General features: G+C 65.5%; 19 protein-coding genes. 15 read left to right on the top strand and 4 right to left on the bottom strand.

What is annotated here, in order from left to right; genetic code table 11:
• Position 1 precedes the first annotated feature (1 nt).
• Entirely contained in the window at positions 2-463 is a 462-nt protein-coding gene (locus E4634_RS11190) for a DUF6586 family protein (RefSeq protein ID WP_135443879.1), read from the top strand.
• Between the two features lie 80 nt (positions 464-543).
• The gene (locus E4634_RS11195; RefSeq protein WP_135443881.1) at positions 544-801 is read left to right on the top strand and encodes a hypothetical protein; all 258 of its coding nucleotides are present in this window, start codon (positions 544-546) and stop codon (positions 799-801) included.
• Positions 802-1,091: 290 nt separating this feature from the next.
• Here E4634_RS11195 and lexA read toward each other — a convergent pair whose 3' ends face one another.
• The gene (gene lexA, locus E4634_RS11200; RefSeq protein ID WP_135443883.1) at positions 1,092-1,697 is read right to left on the bottom strand and encodes a transcriptional repressor LexA; all 606 of its coding nucleotides are present in this window, start codon (positions 1,695-1,697) and stop codon (positions 1,092-1,094) included.
• A gap of 207 nt (positions 1,698-1,904) precedes the next feature.
• Entirely contained in the window at positions 1,905-2,222 is a 318-nt protein-coding gene (locus E4634_RS11205; RefSeq protein WP_135443885.1) for a DUF6763 family protein, read from the bottom strand.
• A 300-nt stretch (positions 2,223-2,522) separates the two neighbouring features.
• Here E4634_RS11205 and E4634_RS11210 point away from each other — a divergent pair, with 300 nt between their 5' ends.
• Positions 2,523-3,278: an S-methyl-5'-thioinosine phosphorylase gene (locus E4634_RS11210; RefSeq protein WP_135443887.1), complete on the top strand. Its 756-nt coding sequence runs from the start codon at positions 2,523-2,525 to the stop codon at positions 3,276-3,278.
• On the opposite strand, the gene E4634_RS11215 is transcribed toward E4634_RS11210, so the two are convergent.
• Positions 3,245-4,330, bottom strand: a complete 1,086-nt coding sequence (locus E4634_RS11215; RefSeq protein WP_135443889.1) for a CsiV family protein — start codon at positions 4,328-4,330, stop codon at positions 3,245-3,247. The genes E4634_RS11210 and E4634_RS11215 overlap by 34 nt on opposite strands.
• Positions 4,330-7,773, bottom strand: coding sequence for a transcription-repair coupling factor (gene mfd / locus E4634_RS11220; RefSeq protein ID WP_135443891.1), 3,444 nt, complete (start codon positions 7,771-7,773; stop codon positions 4,330-4,332). Before mfd ends, E4634_RS11215 begins: the two co-directional genes overlap by 1 nt.
• 163 nt (positions 7,774-7,936) lie before the next feature.
• Here mfd and E4634_RS11225 point away from each other — a divergent pair, with 163 nt between their 5' ends.
• The 12 genes from E4634_RS11225 (at position 7,937) to E4634_RS11280 (ending at position 20,094) form a co-directional block, all read left to right on the top strand.
• Positions 7,937-9,409 carry a glyceraldehyde-3-phosphate dehydrogenase gene (locus tag E4634_RS11225; RefSeq protein WP_135443893.1) on the top strand — a complete coding sequence of 491 codons (1,473 nt, stop codon included), beginning with the start codon at positions 7,937-7,939 and terminating at the stop codon, positions 9,407-9,409.
• 279 nt (positions 9,410-9,688) lie between these two features.
• Entirely contained in the window at positions 9,689-11,032 is a 1,344-nt protein-coding gene (locus E4634_RS11230; RefSeq protein ID WP_135443895.1) for a Na(+)-translocating NADH-quinone reductase subunit A, read from the top strand.
• A 3-nt stretch (positions 11,033-11,035) separates the two neighbouring features.
• Complete coding sequence (locus E4634_RS11235; protein ID WP_135443897.1) at positions 11,036-12,232, top strand: NADH:ubiquinone reductase (Na(+)-transporting) subunit B; 1,197 nt, start codon at positions 11,036-11,038, stop codon at positions 12,230-12,232.
• Positions 12,222-12,995, top strand: coding sequence for a Na(+)-translocating NADH-quinone reductase subunit C (locus tag E4634_RS11240; protein ID WP_135443899.1), 774 nt, complete (start codon positions 12,222-12,224; stop codon positions 12,993-12,995). The genes E4634_RS11235 and E4634_RS11240 overlap by 11 nt, the downstream gene beginning before the upstream one ends.
• A gap of 2 nt (positions 12,996-12,997) precedes the next feature.
• A complete protein-coding gene (locus E4634_RS11245; protein WP_135443901.1) occupies positions 12,998-13,660 on the top strand; it encodes an NADH:ubiquinone reductase (Na(+)-transporting) subunit D in 663 nt (220 codons plus the stop codon).
• Positions 13,661-14,269, top strand: coding sequence for an NADH:ubiquinone reductase (Na(+)-transporting) subunit E (nqrE, locus tag E4634_RS11250; protein WP_135443903.1), 609 nt, complete (start codon positions 13,661-13,663; stop codon positions 14,267-14,269).
• 15 nt (positions 14,270-14,284) lie between these two features.
• Entirely contained in the window at positions 14,285-15,508 is a 1,224-nt protein-coding gene (gene nqrF / locus E4634_RS11255) for an NADH:ubiquinone reductase (Na(+)-transporting) subunit F (RefSeq protein ID WP_135443905.1), read from the top strand.
• 10 nt (positions 15,509-15,518) lie between these two features.
• Positions 15,519-16,580 carry an FAD:protein FMN transferase gene (locus tag E4634_RS11260; protein WP_206046860.1) on the top strand — a complete coding sequence of 354 codons (1,062 nt, stop codon included), beginning with the start codon at positions 15,519-15,521 and terminating at the stop codon, positions 16,578-16,580.
• Positions 16,581-16,614: 34 nt separating this feature from the next.
• The gene (nqrM, locus tag E4634_RS11265; RefSeq protein WP_135443907.1) at positions 16,615-16,857 is read left to right on the top strand and encodes a (Na+)-NQR maturation NqrM; all 243 of its coding nucleotides are present in this window, start codon (positions 16,615-16,617) and stop codon (positions 16,855-16,857) included.
• Between the two features lie 18 nt (positions 16,858-16,875).
• The gene (locus tag E4634_RS11270; protein ID WP_135443909.1) at positions 16,876-18,132 is read left to right on the top strand and encodes a lipoprotein-releasing ABC transporter permease subunit; all 1,257 of its coding nucleotides are present in this window, start codon (positions 16,876-16,878) and stop codon (positions 18,130-18,132) included.
• Positions 18,125-18,853, top strand: coding sequence for an ABC transporter ATP-binding protein (locus E4634_RS11275; protein WP_135443911.1), 729 nt, complete (start codon positions 18,125-18,127; stop codon positions 18,851-18,853). Before E4634_RS11270 ends, E4634_RS11275 begins: the two co-directional genes overlap by 8 nt.
• On the top strand, positions 18,850-20,094 hold the full coding sequence (locus E4634_RS11280; protein WP_135443913.1) for an FtsX-like permease family protein: 1,245 nt from the start codon (positions 18,850-18,852) through the stop codon (positions 20,092-20,094). Before E4634_RS11275 ends, E4634_RS11280 begins: the two co-directional genes overlap by 4 nt.
• The last annotated feature ends 5 nt before the right edge of the window (positions 20,095-20,099 follow it).

A 20,099-nucleotide genomic window follows, 5' to 3' on the forward strand; every position in this document is an offset into this window, starting at 1 on the left:
GATGAGTAGCGCGCGGGCCCGCGCCAACCACCACCTGTACCTTGCGCGCACCCTGCTGCGCGGCTGGCAGCGCGAGGCGGACGAGGAGGCCGTGCCTGGCTCGATCCTCTCCCAGGCCTACCTGCCCGCCGTACGCGAGCACCTGGTGCTGGCCTACGGCTGGTTCCTGCTCGAGATCACCCGCCCGGAACCGATGCCGGCACAGCCGCCGCGCTGTGTCGCGCAACTGCCGGCACTGCCGCAGGGCAAGAGCCTGCCGGGGGAGGCACGCGAGTTCGAGCAGCTGGAGCAGGGCGGCTGGCTCGCGGAACTGCTGGACACCGACGCCGCAACCACCGCGTCCCGAACTCCCGGTAATCTCGCCAGCACGCCGGCGTTCACCACCGCACGCGATGCCGGCGCCTGGGCCGATGCCTTACAGAAGGTGTTCGATCGCATGGGCGACGCCCTGGACGAATACTGACCCGCGCCGATCTGCCCTATCTACACCCGTCCGGGACTGATAGAATGATTTTGCAGTCACAGATATTCGAGGTTTGTTGAGTGTCCGAAGCCTTGTTGGAGATTGTTGACCTGGGTGATGGCGAGATCGTTCTGCAGCGCGCAGATGATGAGTCCGAGCCCCTGGTAACCATCCGGTTTTCCGAGCCGGCACAACACTACACAATGGACAGCTGCCTGGAAATCGCCAAGGTGATGTTCCAGGCTGGACTGGAGGCCGCAGCACTGCTGGCCGAGGAAGAGGAAACCCAGGCCAGTTCGGCCGAGTTCTATTCCGAGGCGCCCCGCACCCTGCATTGAGGGTTTAGGGCCACAGCGTGACAAGCGGTAATTCTGGATGCCCTTCGCAGGGCGTCACGGGCGCGCAGCCGCCACTGTTTTTCCCGCCTTTTATTCAGAGAATCTTTATTAGCGACCTTTTCGGTTGGACAGGCCAGTAATGCAGCCAACGCTGCAATATGGCCTGCAGGGCAGATTCGGCTCGCGCCAGGTGTTGGTGCCTCAACCCGGTCCGCTGCTCCATGGCGTCCACTGCTCGCAGCCTGTACAGACGGGGTCTCGAGTGGCGTGGCTGCCTGCTGTGCCGCTTGTTATACCCCCCGTCGCAAAACCCCCACGCTGAGGCCTTCGATGGCGAAAGCCTGTTCCCTGAGGTCCACGCGGATCGGCTCGTAGTCGGTATTTTCCGGCAGCAGCTCGACGATGTGCTTGCGGTTGCCGCGGTGCAGGCGCTTTACCGTTACCTCGTCTTCGATGCGCGCCACGATTACGTCGCCATCATTGGCCACCGGCGTGCTGTGCACCGCGAGGAGATCGCCGTCGAAAATGCCGATGTCGATCATGCTGTCGCCGGTAACGCGCAGCAGGTAATCCGCCCGCGGCTTGAAGAATTCCGGCGGCAGGTCGCAGTATTCCTCGATGTTTTCCTCGGCCAGCACCGGGTTGCCCGCGGCCACGCGGCCGACAATGGGAATACCCGATACGCTCTCGGGCAGGCGGATGCCGCGCGAAGCGCCGGGAATGATCTCGATGGCGCCCTTGCGCGCCAGGGCCTTGAGGTGCTCCTCCGCCGCATTGGCGGACTTGAACCCCAGTTCACGGGCAATGTCCGCCCGCGTCGGCGGGTAGCCGGTCTGGTCGATGTGCTGCCGGATGAGGTCCAGTACCTGTTGCTGCCGCCCGGTGAGCTTTTCCATGCATCCCCCTGCTGGATATTTATACAGATGCTGTAAGTATATACAGGTAATGCGGGGCAGTACAACGCATCAGAAGTGGTCGCGCCGCAAAGTTTGCGCGGGTTTGGAGTAACCGGAAAGGAAAGAGTGTGTACGGGAACGCGAAGCCAGGAGGGGGAGCGGGCAAAATGCAAAGGCCAGCGGCGCAGCGGGCGCCGCGCCGATAGTCTAGAAGTCGTCGACCCCGTACATCGCGTCCGGCTCGACGAAGTTCAGCGGGTTGCTCCAGTCCTCCGGGTGCATGGGCAGGTCCGGGTCGAGCATGTCCTCGTCGTCCAGCTCGAAGGGTGAGCGCCAGTCTTCGGGGGCGGCGGCCCGCTCCGGCATGAGTTCGCGCCAGGCCTCGAGGTCCAGCTCGGACACCTCACCGTCGAGGTACTGGATTTCGATCGCCAGTGACGTCGGGTCCCAGTCGACCACTTCGAACAGGGCGTCGGTCTGGGTATCCTTGTACCATGCGCCGGTAACCGGGCGGAGCATTTTCATGGGGAACCTCGCTGCGGGTTTTTTGCGGGTCGAACCCCAACATAATCAGCGCGGCTGGCGCTGTCCATTATACGAAATCCGACTAAAACGCCGGCGTTAAATGCGTTTTCCATACGCTCAGTGACTTTGTGAAGCAAGTCAGGCAGTTGCGATGCTCGCCGGCGGTTGACTTGGGGCGCGACGCGCATTTATATATCCGCCCCGCAATAACCCCGCTGCCGGACATGAAAAAATTATCTAAAAAGCACTGCATTCATCACCGGATACCACCCCTCCCGGCATCGCTCGACGGGGCTGCCGATGCCTAGTCTCGCAATTATCGGCGGCACCGGCCTCGACCAGCTGGACGGACTGGAGATTGTCGACCGCCACTGTGTGCAGACCCCCTACGGTGACCCGTCACGGGCGGTAGAGGAGGGCCGCATGGCGGGGCAGCAGGTGTTTTTCCTGCAGCGCCACGGCAGCCCCAGGGCGATTCCCCCGCACCTCATCAACTACCGCGCCAACCTCTGGGCGCTGCGCTCGCTGGGCGCGAGCCAGGTGATCGGCATCAACGCGGTGGGCGGCATCACCCCGGCGATGCTCACCGGTACCCTGGTCATCCCGGATCAGGTCATCGACTACACCTGGGGGCGCGAGCACACGGTGGACGTGGGCGAGGGCGGTAGCCTGCAGCATATCGATTTTACCGAGCCCTACAGCCTCGCCCTGCGCGCCGCCCTGCTGCGCGCGGCGCGCGACGCCGGGCTGGAGCACGAGGCCGGGGGCGTGCACGGGGTGATGCAGGGGCCGCGCCTGGAAAGCGCGGCGGAAGTCCGTCGCCTGGCCCGGGACGGCTGCGACCTGGTGGGGATGACCGGTATGCCCGAGGCTTCCCTGGCGCGGGAGCTGGGCCTGGATTACGCCAGCGTGTGCATGGTGGTAAACCCCGCCGCGGGATTGTCGGATGCGCCGATCACCCTCGACTCGATGCGCGACGCCCTGGCCCGCGGTGCGGGCGCGGTGCGTGCACTGCTGCAGGCCTACATCGCAGCGGAGTCTCCATCCGCGGGTTGATCGCCGCGTAATTCGGCGTCGATCTCCGCGCGCTCGGCGGCCAGCGCCTCCAGCGTCTCCTCGTCCAGCGGGGTCAGCTTGATGACCACGCCGAACAGCGGGTGATCGATGTAGTGCACCTCGTGGCTGCGCATGCGTCGCGACTGCTGCATGAGCACCGCGTGGCGCCAGGGGTAGGTGGGTGTCTCGAGGGCGGGGGCCGGCGTGTTGGGGTCTTCCGCCAGTGGTGTTTCGCGCCAGCCCAGGGTGGCGAAGCCGGGGGCTTCCTCCAGCCCGTATTCCGGATCCAGCACTTCCGGCTCGGGTTCGATCACCTCAATGGAGGCCGGCCCCAGCGGCGGCGCCGGCATCTGCCAGTCACCGGGCAGGTAGTAGCCCTTGGTGTTGAACCACAGGTTGGTGTCCAGGTGCAGGTAGCGCTCGACGAAAATAGTCACGCTGCCTTGCAGCTGCGGCCAGTTGCCCCGATCGCCGGAGAAGTCGAGCACGATGGGCAGGGTCTCGGCCTCGGCCAGCACGGGCTGGACCCAGGCCTGGTGAAACAGGGTGTAGAACTCGCCGCTGCGTTCCATGTAGGCCGCCTTGCCGAGGAACTCGCGCTGCTGCGCCGGGAGCACGACGAAAGGCATCGGCCGCGGCGGGGCCTCCTCCTCTTCGATGACCGGGGCCGGTGTTGCAATCTCCGCCACCGGCGCGGGGATGTCGTTGGGGTCGGTCAGGTAGGGAATGTCCGGGGTGGTGTCCTGTTCGCCCTCCGCCTCGGGTTGCGGCGGTGGAAACAGGGTCAACAGGCCGCGATCATCCAGCTCGCTCGATCCTTCATGGTTCTCGCGCGCTTCCCGCACTTTCTCCGGGTAGACCAGCAGGCGGTGCGCTGCGGGATACTCGAGCGACGGCGTCGCCGGCCACTGCTCGCTGCCCGGCGCGGCCAGGTTGGCGAACACGAACAGTTCCACCTTGTACCAGCGCGGGTTGTCCTGCGCCTGCGAAGAGGCGGGCCAGAGCAGTGCAAAAAGGGCGAGAAGGGAACAGGCTCGGTGCAACTGGGGCATCAGGCGGCGGCTTCCGTGGCTTCGTTGGCGAAGGTGGCGAGCAGGTCCTCGACGAACCGCTGCCGCTGGGTTTTTTCCTCGAGCTCGCAGGTAAAGCGCAGGCGGGTGGCGCCGGCGAGCTTGTAGGCGCGCGGGTCGCCCTGCACCAGGCGCACCAGCGACAGCGGGTTGACCCGGGTGCTCTCCTTGAAATCGATACTACCACCCTGCGGCCCGGCATCAATCGCGCGGATACCGAGGTCCTCGGCCACCTGGCGCAGGCGGGAGAGGGCGAACAGGTTGCCGATCGGCTCCGGCAGCAGGCCGAAGCGGTCGATCATCTCCACCTGCAACTCGCGCAGCTCGTCCTCGCTGGCGGCCGCGGCGATGCGCTTGTACATCACCAGGCGGGTGTTGATGTCCGGCAGGTAGTCCTCGGGGATCAGAGCCGGCAGGTGTAGGTTGACCTCGGTGCCCGAGTCCAGCGGCGCATCGACATCGGGAATCTCGCTGCGGCGTATCGCTTTTACCGCGCGCTCCAGCATGTCCATGTACAGGGTGAAGCCTACGGACTCGATCTGCCCGCTCTGTTCCTCGCCGAGCAGCTCGCCGGCGCCGCGGATCTCGAGGTCGTGGGTGGCCAGCATGTAACCCGCGCCGAGATCGCCGGCGGCCTCGATCGCCTCCAGCCGCTTGCCGGCGTCGGTGGTAATCGCCGAGCGCGGCGGTGTCAGCAGGTAGGCGTAGGCCTGGTGGTGGGAGCGCCCGACGCGCCCGCGCAGCTGGTGCAACTGGGCGAGGCCGAACTTGTCCGCGCGCTCGATGATGATGGTGTTGGCGTTGGGAATATCGATGCCGGTCTCGATGATCGTACTGCACACCAGGATGTGATGGCGCTGGTGGTAGAAGTCCGACATCACCCGCTCCAGCTCGTGCTCGCGCATCTGGCCGTGGGCCACACCGACGCTCAGCTCCGGCAGCAGCTCGCGCAGCTTGCGCGCGCTCTCCTCAATGGACTTCACCTCGTTGTGCAGGTAGTAGACCTGGCCGCCGCGCAAGGTCTCGCGGAGCATCGCTTCCTTGACCAGCGCGATATTGTGCTCGCGCACGAAGGTCTTGATCGACAGCCGGCGCGCCGGCGGTGTGGCGATAATGGACAGGTCGCGCATGCCGCCCAGGGCCATGTTCAGGGTGCGCGGGATCGGCGTGGCGGTGAGGGTGAGGATGTCCACCTCCGAGCGCAGGGCCTTGATCGCCTCTTTCTGTTTGACGCCGAAGCGATGCTCCTCGTCGATGATCAGTAGGCCGAGGTCGCTGAAGGCGAAATCGGTCTGCAGCAATTTATGCGTGCCGACCAGGATGTCGATCTTGCCCGCCGCCACCCGCTCGCTGAGTTTTTTCACTTCGGCGGCGGATTTGAAGCGCGAGATGACCTCCACGTGCACCGGCCAGTCGGCGAAGCGGTCACTGAAGGAATTGAAATGCTGCTGGGCGAGCAGGGTGGTGGGCACCAGCACGGCCACCTGCTTGCGGTTCTGGGTGGCGACGAAGGCTGCGCGCATGGCGACCTCGGTCTTGCCGAAGCCGACATCGCCGCAGACCAGGCGATCCATCACCCGCGGGTTGCACATGTCGTCGAGCACCGCGTGGATGGCCAGTTCCTGGTCCGGGGTCTCCTCGAAGGGGAAGGCGCTGGCGAACTGCTCGTACAGTGCGGTGTCGTTGCTGAAGGCGAAGCCCTTGCGCGCCTCGCGCCGCGCGTACACCTCGAGCAGTTGCGCGGCGACATCGGTGGCGCGCTCGCTGGCCTTGCGCCGGGCCTTTTCCCACTGGTCCGAGCCCAGGCTGTGCAGCGGGGCGTGGTCCGGGTCTGCGCCGGAGTAGCGGCTGATCAGGTGCAGCGAGGCCACCGGCACATAGAGTTTTGAGCCGCGCGCGTATTCCAGGGTCAGGAACTCCGCCTGCTGGCCGTCGACCTCCAGGGTCTGCAGGCCGATATAGCGGCCGACCCCGTGCTCGAGGTGTACCACCGGGACCCCTTCGCGCAATTCGTTGAGATCGCGGAAGACCGTGGCCCCGGCGGCCTCGGCGGAGACCTTGCGGCGCCGACGCTGGGCCACCCGGTTGCCGAACAGCTGGCTCTCGCAGACCAGGGCGGGCTGCTCCGCGCCGAAGTACAGGCCGCGGTCCAGCGGTGCGGTGGCGATGCCGAACGCTGCGCCGCCGTCCAGGAAGGCCTGCCAGCTGCTCGCGGGCACCGGCTCCAGGCCGTGTTCCTGCAGTGATTCCAGCAACAGTTCACGGCGACCGGCGGACTCCGCGCAGAGCAACACCGGGCCGCGGTGCTCTTCGGTGAACGCGGCGAGGCCGGCCACCCCGGACAACGATGGCGTGGGCAGGGCGCCGCTGGCGCGGTGCACCGGGGCGTCCTCGCGCTGGCGCAGCTCGAGCACGGCGAAGGCCTTCAGCCGCTGGTAGAGCTCCTCCACCGGTGTGAAGCAGCGCGCCGGGGGCAACAGGGGCCGGCGCGGGTCGATGCCGTATTCCTCGTGGCGCCGCCCGACCTCCACCCAGAAATGCTCCGCCGCGGCGTGGTGGTCGCCGCAGGTAATGACCGCCGCGCCCGCCGGCAGGTAGTCGAACAGGGTGTCGCAGGCCTCGAAGAACAGTGGCAGGTAGTACTCGCAGCCGCCGGGGCTGCGTCCGGCACTGACCTCGGTGAAGGTCGGGCACTGGTCCGGGTCCACGTCGAAGGCGTCGTACCAGTGCATCTGGAAGCGCTGCACTGCCTGCGGGTCCAGCGGGTACTCGCGAGCGGGGAGCAGGCGGATGTCGGTCACTTTCTCGACAGTGCGCTGGGTCTCCGGGTCGAAGGTGCGCAGGGTGTCGATCTCGTCGTCGAGCAGGTCGATGCGGTAGGGCAGCGCTGACCCCATCGGGTAGATGTCGAACAGCGCGCCGCGCAGGGCGAACTCGCCGTGCTCGTAGACCGTGTCGACGTTGCGGTAGCCATTGCGCTCGAGATTGCGGCGGAAAGTGTCGATATCCAGCTGCTGGCCCTCGGCGAGCACCAGGCTCGAGCCGGCCACGAAATGCGTCGGCGCCAGCCGGTGCATGAGCGTGGGCACCGGCACCAGCAGTACGCCGGAGCGGGTCTGCGGCAGCGCGTGCAGGGTGGCCAGGCGCTCGGAGATAATATCCTGGTGCGGCGAGAAGTTGTCGTAGGGCAGGGTCTCCCAGTCCGGGAAACTGAGCAGTTCCACGTCGCCGTCGAGGAAGAAGGGCAGCTCGCGTTCCAGGGCCTGTGCTGCGTGGGTATCCGGCGTGATCACCACCAGCAGGCGCTCGGCACTTGCCAGCTCGGCGATGCACAGGGCATCCACGGCGCCGTGCACCGGACCCAGGGCGGTGCGGCTGCCGGGTTTGGACGGCCACGGGGTGTCGGAAACCAGGGTACTGAACATGATGAGCGTTGCTGTCGACTTCTGGCGGGCCGGCATTGTACCGCGGCAGGTCCGCGCGTCACCAGCGCGGGCCCGCGCAACTTGCGCCGTCCCGGTCATCCGTCGATAATACGCGGCCGCAACACCACGCTCCCAATCCACCACCGTGCAGGACCCCCGACCGATGGCGAACGATCGCAAGCGCAACCGACCAGATGATTACTTCCAGGACTGGAAACAGCGCGAGGCGCTGGCAGAAGGGATGATTCCCCTGGTGGGCAAGCTGGCCCGCGAAAAGAACGTCAAGTGCTATATCTACGGCAAGAACCTGGTGAACCGCTCGGTACTCGAGCTGATGAAGATCCACCGCTACGTGCGCCAGGTCGAGGGCAACGAGCTCTCCGAGAAGGAAACCTTCCCGGTCCTCGAGGAACTGCTGCAACTGGACCTTGGTCCCGCGCACATCGACATCGGCCGTATCACCGTCGACTACTACGACAAGGGCCTGGGCGAGGGCCTGACCATCCAGGAGTACGTGCGCAAGGTGATGGCCGAGGATATCGGCTCCACCGTGCAGCCCCTGCAAGAGCCCCAGGACGTGGTGCTCTACGGTTTCGGCCGAATCGGCCGCCTGATGGCGCGCATCCTTATCGAGAAAACCGACGGCGGCGACTGCCTGAGACTGCGCGCCATCGTAGTGCGCAAGGGCAAAGCGCCCGATGACCTGGTCAAGCGCGCCAGCCTGCTGCGCCGCGATTCCGTGCACGGCGCCTTCGATGGCACCATCCGCGTGGACGAGGAGCGCCAGTCGTTTGTCGCCAACGGCAACGAGGTGAAGGTGATCTACGCCGACTCACCGGACACCATTGACTACACCAAATACGGCATCAACAACGCCATCGTGGTGGATAACACCGGCGTATGGCGCGACCGCGACGGCCTGTCCCTGCACCTGAAGAGCAAGGGCGTGAGCAAAGTGATCCTCACCGCGCCGGGCAAGGGCGACCTGAAAAACGTGGTGGCCGGCATCAACAACGAGATCATCGGCGACGACGACAGCATCATTTCCGCCGCCTCCTGCACCACCAACGCCATTGCGCCGCCGCTCAAGGCGATGGACGACGAGTTCGGTATTCTCGCTGGCCACGTCGAGACCGTGCACTCGTACACCAACGACCAGAACCTCATCGACAACTACCACAAGGCCTCGCGCCGCGGCCGCAGTGCACCGCTCAACATGGTGATCACCGAGACCGGTGCCGCCAAGGCGGTGGGCAAGGTGCTGCCGCAATTGCTGGGCAAGCTGACCGGCAACGCGATCCGCGTGCCCACGCCCAATGTGTCGATGGCCATCCTCAACCTGACCCTGAAGCGTGAGACCACGGTGGAGGAGATCAACGAGTACATGCGCAATGTCGCCCTGCACTCGCCGCTGCGCAAGCAGATCGACTTCTCCAACTCGCCGGAAGTGGTCTCCACCGATTTCGTCGGCTCGCGCCACGCCTGTATCTTCGACGCCCAGGCGACCATCGCCAACGGCGCCCAGGTAGTGTTGTACCTGTGGTACGACAACGAATTCGGTTACAGCTGCCAGGTGCACCGCATCCTCGAACAGATGGCCGGCATCCACTTCGCGGTTTACCCGAAAGAAGCCTGATACGTCGGGGCCGTGCCCGCGCGCGGCCCCCGCGCTTCGACCATAGTCGAAAGAGCGGTAAAATCACCGCTCAAATGCAGTGCGCCCGGTGGCGTTCTGTAGCGTTTTATAGGCGATTCCCCTATAATGCGCGCGTCTTGGCGTCCGGTTTCGGCGCAAGCCCCCGGACCACGGCAGACTCGACATTCGCGTGCAGGCGAAGGTCCCGGACTCCCAGTCAGTCCCGCCAACCTGCAGTCGTCACTGCCCATCCAGTTTCTAGTTTCGTAGGCAGATCGTATGATCAAGATCAAACGGGGAATGGATATTCCTATCCAGGGAGCGCCCCGGCAATCCATTGAGGAAGCCCCGGCCGCGCGCGCCGTCGCGCTGGTCGGCTTCGATTACATCGGCATGAAGCCCACCATGGAGGTCCGGGAAGGCGATCGCGTCAGCCTGGGCCAGGTCCTGTTCACCGACAAGAAAACCGAGGGCGTGAGCTACACGGCGCCCGCCGCCGGCGTGGTCTCCGCGATTAACCGCGGCGCCAAGCGCGTGCTGCAGTCGGTGGTCATCGATATCGACGGTGACGACGCGGTGGACTTTCCCGCCTACACCGCCGAGGCGGCCGCCGGCCTGGATGCGGACACCGTGCGCGGCCAGTTGCTGTCCAGCGGGCAGTGGACGGCCCTGCGCACGCGGCCCTTCAGCAAGGTGCCGGCGCCGGATTCGACCCCTGCGGCCATTTTCATCACTGCAATCGACACCCATCCGCTGGCCGCGGACCCGGCGGTGATCATTGCCGAGCAGCCCGAAGCCTTCGCCCTGGGCCAGGACCTGCTGGCCAAACTGACGGCGGGCAAGGTGTACGTGTGCGCCGGAGCCGGTGTCGACCTGCCCCAGGGCAAGGCCGGCAATATCCAGGCGGAACAGTTCGCCGGGCCGCACCCCGCGGGCCTGCCCAGCACTCATATTCATTTTCTTGAAGGCGTGCACGCGCACAAGACGGTCTGGCAGGTCGGTTACCAGGATGTCATCGCCATCGGCCGCCTGTTCCTCGATGGCCGCATCTACACCGAGCGGGTCGTCGCACTGTGCGGCCCGCAGGTCGAGAATCCGCGCCTGCTGCGCACCCGCCTGGGTGTCGACCTCAAGGCCCTGTGCGCCGGCGAGACCAAAGCCGGTGAAAACCGCATCGTCTCCGGTTCCGTGCTCGGCGGCCGCGGCGTCAGTTCAGGCACCGCCTACCTCGGCCGATACCACAACCAGGTGTCCGTGCTGCTCGAGGGTCGCCACCGCGAATTCATGGGCTGGCTGTCACCCGGTGCCAACAAGCACTCGGTGCTGGGCATCTACCTCAGCAGCTTCTTCGGTAGCAAGCCGCTGCCGATGACCACCAACACCAACGGTTCCGAGCGCGGCATGGTGCCGACCGGCAACTTCGAGAAGGTGATGCCGCTGGATATTCTTCCCACCCAGTTGCTGCGCTCGCTGATCGTCGGCGACACCGAGACCGCCCAGAACCTGGGCTGCCTCGAACTGGAGGAGGAAGACCTCGCACTGTGTACTTATGTCTGCTCGGGCAAGTACGAATACGGGCCGATATTGCGGGATAACCTTGCCCGCATCGAGAAGGAGGGCTGACCGGTGGGCCTGCGCAAGATGCTTGACGATGTGGAGCACCACTTCCAGGAAGGTGGTCGCCTGCAGAGTCTCTACCCGCTTTACGAAGCGATCGATACTGTCTTTTACTCGCCGTCTTCGGTAACCCGCTCCACCGCCCACGTGCGCGATGGCGTGGACCTGAAGCGCATCATGATCACCGTGTGGTTCGCCGCGTTCCCGGCGATGTTCTACGGCATGTACAACCTCGGCTTCCAGGCCAACTCGGTGATGGAAGCCGGCGCCAGTGTCGCTGGCTGGCACGGCTGGCTGATCGATCTGCTGGGCGGCTACGACGCCGGTAATCTCTGGCACTGCCTGTGGTTTGGCGCAGTGTTTTTCCTGCCGATCTACATCACCACCTTCGTGGTGGGGATTGCCTGGGAAATCCTGTTCGCCTCCAAGCGCGGGCACGAGGTCAACGAGGGCTTCTTCGTTACCTCCATCCTGTTCGCGCTGACCTGCCCGCCGGACATGCCCCTGTGGCAGGTGGCGCTGGGCATCAGCTTCGGTGTGGTGATTGGCAAGGAAGTGTTCGGTGGTACCGGCAAGAACTTCCTCAACCCGGCCCTGACTGGCCGCGCCTTCCTGTACTTCGCCTACCCGGCGGAGATGTCCGGCGACTCCGTGTGGGTGGCGGTGGACGGCTACACCGCCGCAACCCCGCTGTCCATCGTCGCCACCGACGGCATGGCGGCTCTGCAGAGCCAGTTCACCTGGTGGGACGCCTTCGTCGGCGCCATCCCCGGCAGCATCGGCGAGACCTCGACCCTGGCGATCTTCATCGGCGGTGCGCTGCTGCTGATCACCCGGATCGCCGCCTGGCGTATTGTCGGCGGTGTGTTCCTCGGCATGCTGGCCCTGTCCAGCCTGTTCAACTGGATCGGTTCGGACACCAACCCGGCCTTCAACATGCCCTGGTACTGGCACCTGGTCACCGGCGGCTTTGCCTTCGGCATGCTGTTTATGGCCACCGATCCGGTATCGGCGGCGATGACCGACAAGGGCAAATGGTTCTTCGGCATTCTCATCGGGCTGATGACCGTACTGATCCGCGTGGTCAACCCCGCTTTCCCGGAGGGCATCATGCTCGCAATCCTCTTTGCCAACCTGTTCGCGCCGCTGATCGACCACTTCGTGGTGCAGGCGAACGTCAAGAGGAGGCTTGCCCGTGTCCAGTAATGACAGCACTTCCAAGACCCTGATCGTCGCGCTCGCGCTGTGTATCGTGTGCTCGGTGATCGTCTCCACTGCGGCCGTGGTGCTCAAGCCGGTGCAGGAGCAGAACAAGGCCCTGGACCGCAAGCGCAACATTCTCGCCGCGGCGGGTCTGCTGGTACCGGGGCAGAGCGTCGAGGAGCAGTTCTCGCACATCCAGACGCGCATGGTCGACCTGCGCACCGGCAAGTTCACCGACGAACTGGACCCGTCCAGCTACGACCAACTCAAGGCCGCCAAGAACCCGGAGCGTTCCGAGGCACTGGCGCCGGAGAACGACCCGGCGAAGATCTTCCGCCGCGAGGATTACTCCATCGTCTACGTCGCCCGTGACGAAAGCGGTGGCGTCGACAAGATCATCCTGCCGATTCGCGGCTACGGCCTGTGGGGCACCCTGTACGGCTTTATTGCGCTGCAGGGCGATGCCAAGACTATCGCCGGCATCGGCTTCTACGAGCACAAAGAGACCCCCGGACTCGGCGGCGAGGTGGACAACCCGCGCTGGAAGTCGCTGTGGTCTGGCAAGCAGGCCTATGACGATGGCGAGGTCGCCATCCAGGTGATCAAGGGCAGTGTCGACCCCTCGGCGCCGAACGCGGAATACCGCGTCGACGGCCTGGCGGGTGCCACCCTGACCACCCGTGGCGTCGATAACCTGGTGCGTTTCTGGCTCGGCGAAGCCGGCTTCGAGCCTTTCCTCAACAACCTGAAATCCGGGGAGGCCTGATCGTGGACTCTGCCAAACAGACTCTCACAACCCCAATTTTCAAGAACAACCCGATCGCGCTGCAGATCCTCGGGATCTGCTCCGCCCTGGCGGTGACCTCGTCGCTGCAGGTGACACTGGTCATGTGCGTGGCACTGACCTCGGTGACGGCGTTCTCCAACCTCGGCGTATCGCTGATCCGCAAGCACATTCCGGGCAGCATCCGCATCATCGTGCAGATGATCATCATCGCCTCGCTGGTGATCGTGGTGGACCAGATCCTCAAGGCCTACGCGTTTGCCATCAGCAAGCAGCTGTCGGTGTTTGTCGGCCTGATCATCACCAACTGCATCGTGATGGGCCGCGCGGAGGCCTTCGCTATGAAGAACCCGCCGCTGCCCAGCTTTATCGACGGTATCGGCAACGGCCTGGGTTACTCGGTGGTGCTGATCGCGGTGGCAATCGTGCGCGAGCTGTTCGGCGCCGGCAAGCTGTTCGGCTTCGAGATACTGCCCCTGGTCACCGACGGCGGCTGGTACGTGCCCAACGGCCTGTTGCTGCTGCCCCCCAGCGCGTTCTTCCTGATCGGCGGTTTCATCTGGGTGCTGCGCACCTTCCACAAAGAGCAGGTGGAAAAGCCGGACTTCACTATCGCCAAGCACACCGTGCTGAAGGAGGGCGTGTAAATGGAAGCGCTGTTGAGCCTGTTTATCCGCGCCATTTTCATCGAGAACATGGCGCTGGCCTTCTTCCTGGGCATGTGTACCTTCCTCGCCATCTCGAAGAAGATCGACGCGGCGCTGGGCCTGGGGATCGCCGTGGTGGTGGTACTGACCATCACTGTGCCGGTCAACAACCTGATCTACCACTACCTGCTGGCGGACGGCGCCCTGGCCTGGGCCGGCTTCCCGGACCTGGACCTGTCCTTCCTCGGCCTGCTGTCCTACATCGGTGTGATCGCCGCCATCGTGCAGATCATGGAGATGTTCCTCGACAAGTTCGTGCCCGCGCTCTACAACGCGCTCGGTGTGTTCCTGCCGCTGATCACCGTGAACTGCGCCATCATGGGGGCCTCCCTGTTCATGGTTGAGCGCGAGTACGGCTTCGCCGAGAGCGTGGTGTTCGGTGCCGGTTCCGGTGTCGGCTGGGCCCTGGCCATTGTCGCCCTGGCCGGTATTCGCGAAAAGCTCAAGTACTCCGACGTGCCCGCCGGACTGCAGGGCCTCGGTATCACCTTTATTATCGCGGGGCTGATGTCGCTGGGCTTCATGTCCTTCGGCGGCATCGACCTGTAAGCGGGAAGCGTAGTTATGGATTTAACGATTGTATTCGGCGTCGTCATGTTCACCGCGATCGTGCTGGCGCTGGTCGCCATCATCCTGGTCGCGCGCTCATCGCTGGTCAGCAGCGGTGACGTGAACATCGAGATCAACGGCGAGAAGACCATCACGGTGCCCGCGGGTGGCAAACTGCTGCAGACCCTGTCCGAGGCGAACATTTTCCTGGCTTCCGCCTGTGGCGGCGGCGGTACCTGTGCCCAGTGCAAGTGCAAGGTGTTCGAGGGCGGCGGTTCCATGCTGCCTACTGAGGAGTCGCACTTCACCAAGCGCGAGGCCAACGAGGGCTGGCGCCTGTCCTGCCAGACCGCGGTCAAGCAGGACCTGAAAATCGAGGTGCCCGAGGAGGTCTTTGGCGTCAAGCAGTGGGAGTGCACGGTGGAGTCCAACCCCAACGTGGCCACCTTTATCAAGGAACTCACCCTGCGCCTGCCCGAGGGCGAGAACGTGGATTTCCGCGCCGGCGGCTACGTGCAGCTGGAATGCCCGCCGCACCACGTGAAGTTCTCCAACTTCGACATCGGCGAGGAGTACCGCGGCGACTGGGAGCGCTTCGGCTTCTTCAACCTGGAGTCCGTGGTCAAGGACACCACCATCCGCGCCTACTCCATGGCCAACTACCCGGAAGAGAAGGGCCTGGTGAAGTTCAACATTCGTATCGCCACGCCACCCCCCGGCAGCAAGGGCATCCCGCCAGGCATCATGTCCTCCTGGGTGTTCAACCTGAAGCCCGGCGACAAGGTGAAGGTCTACGGTCCCTTCGGCGAGTTCTTCGCCAAGGACACCGACGCCGAGATGGTATTCATCGGCGGCGGCGCGGGCATGGCGCCCATGCGCTCGCATATCTTCGACCAGCTCAAGCGTCTGCACAGCAAGCGCAAGATCTCCTTCTGGTACGGTGCGCGCTCCCTGCGCGAGATGTTCTACGAGGACGAGTACGACATGCTGGCGAAGGAGAACGACAACTTCGAGTGGCATGTCGCGCTGTCCGACCCGCAGCCGGAAGACAACTGGGACGGCCTCACCGGCTTCATCCACAACGTGCTGTACGAACAGTACCTGAAGGACCACCCGGCGCCCGAGGACTGCGAGTACTACATGTGTGGTCCGCCGATGATGAACGCGGCGGTGATCCAGATGCTCACCGACCTCGGCGTGGAGCCGGAGAACATCCTGCTCGACGACTTTGGAGGCTGAGTTCCGCATCGTGCTCCTCGCAGTCAGCGAACGCAAAAGCCACTCCCCGGAGTGGCTTTTTTACCTCTGCGCCCTGGTCGTCCTGCTGTGCCTGGCCGGCTGTGGCGAGCAGCGCCAGGTGCTGCGCCTGGAAGGGCCCACCATGGGCACTACCTGGCACGCCACCGTGGTCGGCGACGCCGGGCAGTCCCTGGACGGCGAAGCGATGCAGGCTGGAATCGCAGCCGCCCTCGAGGCGGTGAACGCCGCCATGTCCACCTACCGCGAGGACTCCGAGATCAGCCGCTTCAACCGCGGCACCACGGGGCAGTGGGTAGCGGTGTCCGATGATTTCCAGCAGGTGCTGGAGGCCGCACTGGCGGTGGGAGAGGGCAGCGAGGGCGCTTACGATGTCACCGTCGGTCCGCTGGTCAATCTCTGGGGCTTCGGCCCGGCGCCGCACACCGATGAGCCGCCCTCGCCGCAGCGCATCGAGGAAGTGCGCCAGCGTGTGGGCCAGGACAAGCTGGAGCTGGACGTGGCCGGCGGCCGCCTGCGCAAACACGCCGATATCTACCTGGATTTTTCCAGCATCGCCAAGGGCTTTGCCGTGGACAAGGTGGTGGCCTGGCTGGAGAGCCAGGGCGTGCACGATTACCTGGTCGAGGTCGGCGGCGAGATGCGCCTGGGCGGGCTCAGCCCGCGTGGCGATGCCTGGCGTGTGGCCATCGAGCAACCGGACAGCGAACATTTCGGCGTGGCGCGCGCGATCAAGCCGGGGGATGCCGGCGTCGCCACCTCTGGCGATTACCGCAATTTCTTTGAAGTGGATGGCGTACGCTATTCCCACAGTATCGATCCGCGCAGCGGCTATCCGGTGGCCCATGAACTGGTCTCGGTGACTGTTGTCCACAGCAACTGCATGCTCGCCGATGCCTGGGCCACGGCGCTCACCGTGCTCGGCCCCGAGGCCGCCTGGTCGGTGGCGCAGGCACAGGGCTTGGCGGTATATTTCATCCAGCGGGACGGGGAGGGGTTTGCGAGCCGGTATACCGATGCTTTCGCTCCCTACCTGGTAACCGACCCGCAGTAGCAATCGTGGGCCATATGCCCACAGCGAGGAGACAATGTCGACATTCCTGATCACCGCACTCGTTTTCGGCCTGGTCATGCTGGGCATGGCCGTGGGCGTGATCTTTGGCCGCGCGCCGATCAAGGGCTCCTGCGGCGGCATCGGTGCCCTGGGCATCGACCAGGCCTGCTCCATCTGCGGCGGCGACCCGCAGCGCTGCGAGGAGGAAACCCGCTCACCCGCGTCCGGCGAGAGCGCCGCGCAGGCGCAATACTACTCCGCCGATCGCGACAACTGAGCGGATCCAGCCCGCCCCATGAGCGCCCCTGCCGCGGCGGGCTTCGCCTGGTTTATCGGCCTGCGCTACAGCTTCAGCCGTAAACGCAACCGCTTCACTTCCCTGATCGCACTGGTCTCCATGCTCGGCATGGTGATCGGTGTGGCCTCGCTGATCACCGTGCTCTCGGTCATGAACGGCTTCGCCGGTGAGTTGCGCGGACGCATCCTGTCACTGGTGCCCCACGGGTTCGTCGAAGCCGGCGGTGAGGGCATGAGCGACTGGCAGCAGCGCGCACGCGAGATCGAGGCTATGCCCGGCATCAATGCCACGGCCCCCTACATCACCGACAAGGTCATCTTCGTCAACGGGCGCAGTCTGCACGGCGGCGTGCTCACGGCGATCGACCCGCAGCAGGAGGCGCGCGTCTCGCGGGTCACCCACGCGCTGCGCGCCGGATCGCTGGCCTCCCTGGAGGAACCCGGCTTCAACCTCGTGCTCGGTTCGGTATTGGCGCGCATGCTCAACGTGGGAATCGGCGACAGTGTCGAGGTCACCGTGCCGCGCCTGACGGTGACGCCGCTCGGGGTATTCCCGCGCAGCAAGCGCCTCACCGTGACCGGTATTTTCGAGGTCGGCGCACCGCCGGACGGCTACCAGGCCTTCATCGGGCTGCCGATCGGCCAGAAACTGCTGGGCCCGCGGCACGCGGTGGACGGCCTGCAGGTGCACACGGACGACCTGTTCGCGGCCCCGGATATCATGCGTGCGCTGGGTCAGAACCTGCCGGCAGACTACCGGGTGCGCGACTGGAGCCAGACCCAGGGCTCCCTGTTCCGCGCGGTGAAAATGGAGAAGATTATGGTCAGCCTGCTGCTGCTCAGCGTGGTTGCGGTGGCGGCGTTCAATATCGTCTCCACCCTGGTCATGTCGGTGGCGGAGAAGCGCGGCGATATCGCGGTGCTGCGCACGATGGGTGCGCGCGCCGGGAGCATCATGCTGATCTTCATCTGGCACGGCCTTGCCCTGGCCCTGGTCGGTGTCGCCAGCGGGGTGGTACTGGGCGTGCTGCTGGCGGAGAATATCTCCACTATTACCCGGTTCGCGGAGAACCTGTTTGGCGTGAAGCTCTTTGATCCCAGCGTGTATTTCATTACCGAATTGCCCTCGGTGCTGCAGTGGGGCGATGTCATCGCCGTGGTGATCGCAGCGTTTTTGCTCAGCCTGCTGGCGACCCTGTACCCGGCATGGCGCGCGGCCCGTGTCGCGCCGGCGGAGGTGCTGCGCTATGAATGATCCCCGTGCTGCGGCCCCCGCTCACGCACAGGGCGATCCGGCACAGGAAGTCGTGCTGCGCTGCGAAGGCCTGGGCCGTGCCTACGAGGACGGCGACCGGCGCGTGCGCGTGCTGGAGGGCGTGGAACTGGCGCTGGCACCGGGCGAGAAAATCGCCGTGGTCGGCGCCTCCGGTTCCGGCAAGTCGACCCTGCTCAACCTGCTCGGCGGGCTGGACCGCCCCAGTGCCGGCCGCGTTCTGCTGTGCGGCGCCGATCTCGCGACCCTGCCCGAGCGCAAGTTGTGCGAGTTGCGCAACCGGCAGTTGGGTTTCGTCTACCAGTTCCACCACTTGCTGCCCGAGTTCGACGCCCGCGAGAACGTGGCCATGCCGCTGCTGATTCGCGGCACGGCGCGGCGCGAGGCGCTGGCGCGGGCCGCGCAGGTGCTGGAGCGCGTCGGCCTGGCGCAGCGCCTGGACCACCGCCCGTCACAGCTCTCCGGCGGCGAGCGCCAGCGCGTGGCCATCGCCCGCGCACTGGTGGGCGAACCGGCCTGCGTGTTGATGGACGAACCCACCGGCAACCTGGATCCGGCCTCCGCGGCCCAGGTGCTGGAGCTGATCGACGAACTCGGTGCCCTGCGCGCCGCCTTCGTGGTGGTCACCCACGACCCGGCCATCGCCGCGCGCATGCACCGCACCCTGGAGTTGCGCGAGGGCCGCCTGGAGCCGCGCGCTTGAACTGGGGCGAACGCGCCCGGGTGGCAGTGCGCTATACCTTCGGCCACGGCCAGGGGCATCTCTCGACCTTCCTCTCCTCGCTGTCCATGCTCGGCCTGGTGCTGGCCATCGCGTTGCTGGTCACCGTGCTCTCGGTGATGAACGGCTTCGACCGGGAGATGCGCGAACGCATCCTCGCGCTGGTTCCCCACGTCACAATTTACGGCTACCAGCCGATGCGCGAGTGGCGCGAACTCGCCGCGGAAGTCGCGGCGAACCCGGAAGTGCGCAGTGTGAGCCCGTTCACCGAGTTCGACGCGCTGTTCATCCGCGGCGAGGCGATCGAGACCGCGCGCGGCATCGGCGTGCCGGTGGCGGACGCGGCCAACCGCGCGCTGCTGGACACCATGGCGCCGGCGCAGCGCGCGGATTTCCTCGCCCGCGATGACGCCATCGCCCTGGGCTCGGGCATCGCCGAACGGCTCGGCGTCAGCCCCGGCGACACCGTCACCCTGGTGGTGCCCGGCGGCGGTATCAGCGGCGCGGTGGACGGCACCCGTTACCGCGCCCTGTACTTGGCGGCGGTTATGCATTCCGGCACGGAGTTGGACGAGGCGGTGGCGCTGCTGCACCTGGACATGGCCTCGCAACTGGCCGGGCTGGAGGGCGCCGTCAGCGGCTTGCGCCTGGCCACTGGCGACCTGTTCGCCGCCCCCGCGATTGCGCGGCAGGTATTGTCGTCCCTGCCGCCGGGGTACTTCGCCACCCACTGGATGATGACCCACGGCAACCTGTACGCGGCGATCCAGCTGTCGCGCCGCTTGGTCAGCCTGCTGCTGTTCTCGATCATCGCCGTGGCCGCGTTCAACGTGGTTTCGTCGCTGGTGCTGGTGGTGTTCGACAAACAGGACAACATTGCCATCCTGCGCACCCTGGGTGCCTCCGGGCGCGACATCGCCTGGATCTTCGTGCTGCAGGGGGCGATGATCGGCGTGGCCGGCGTGTGTGCCGGGAGCCTGGCGGGGGCGGGTTTCAGCCAGCTGGTGCCGGGCCTGGTGCGCGCCCTGGAGCGCCTGACCGGCTTCCATTTCCTGCACACGGATGTCTATCCGGTGTCGTTCATCCCCGTCGACCTGCAGTGGCAGGACCTGCTGGTGGTGGGCGGCGTGGCCTTCGCCATGTGCGTGCTGGCGGCGATCTATCCCGCTAGACGTGCGGCCCGGCTGGCGCCGGCGCTGGTACTCAACCACGAGCGCAGCTGAAAACC

Origin of the sequence: Mangrovimicrobium sediminis (genome assembly GCF_004745945.1) — a bacterium.
Taxonomy (GTDB): domain Bacteria; phylum Pseudomonadota; class Gammaproteobacteria; order Pseudomonadales; family Halieaceae; genus Mangrovimicrobium; species Mangrovimicrobium sediminis.

What these genes read in the sequence shown, in the direction of transcription:
- E4634_RS11190 (WP_135443879.1), top strand. Translation starts at nt 2, where the DNA reads ATGAGTAGCGCGCGGGCCCGCGCCAACCACCACCTGTACCTTGCGCGC.
- lexA (WP_135443883.1), bottom strand. Translation starts at nt 1,697, where the DNA reads ATGGAAAAGCTCACCGGGCGGCAGCAACAGGTACTGGACCTCATCCGG.
- E4634_RS11205 (WP_135443885.1), bottom strand. Translation starts at nt 2,222, where the DNA reads ATGAAAATGCTCCGCCCGGTTACCGGCGCATGGTACAAGGATACCCAG.
- E4634_RS11210 (WP_135443887.1), top strand. Translation starts at nt 2,523, where the DNA reads ATGCCTAGTCTCGCAATTATCGGCGGCACCGGCCTCGACCAGCTGGAC.
- E4634_RS11215 (WP_135443889.1), bottom strand. Translation starts at nt 4,330, where the DNA reads ATGCCCCAGTTGCACCGAGCCTGTTCCCTTCTCGCCCTTTTTGCACTG.
- mfd (WP_135443891.1), bottom strand. Translation starts at nt 7,773, where the DNA reads ATGTTCAGTACCCTGGTTTCCGACACCCCGTGGCCGTCCAAACCCGGC.
- E4634_RS11225 (WP_135443893.1), top strand. Translation starts at nt 7,937, where the DNA reads ATGGCGAACGATCGCAAGCGCAACCGACCAGATGATTACTTCCAGGAC.
- E4634_RS11230 (WP_135443895.1), top strand. Translation starts at nt 9,689, where the DNA reads ATGATCAAGATCAAACGGGGAATGGATATTCCTATCCAGGGAGCGCCC.
- nqrE (WP_135443903.1), top strand. Translation starts at nt 13,661, where the DNA reads ATGGAAGCGCTGTTGAGCCTGTTTATCCGCGCCATTTTCATCGAGAAC.
- nqrF (WP_135443905.1), top strand. Translation starts at nt 14,285, where the DNA reads ATGGATTTAACGATTGTATTCGGCGTCGTCATGTTCACCGCGATCGTG.
- nqrM (WP_135443907.1), top strand. Translation starts at nt 16,615, where the DNA reads ATGTCGACATTCCTGATCACCGCACTCGTTTTCGGCCTGGTCATGCTG.
- E4634_RS11270 (WP_135443909.1), top strand. Translation starts at nt 16,876, where the DNA reads ATGAGCGCCCCTGCCGCGGCGGGCTTCGCCTGGTTTATCGGCCTGCGC.
- E4634_RS11275 (WP_135443911.1), top strand. Translation starts at nt 18,125, where the DNA reads ATGAATGATCCCCGTGCTGCGGCCCCCGCTCACGCACAGGGCGATCCG.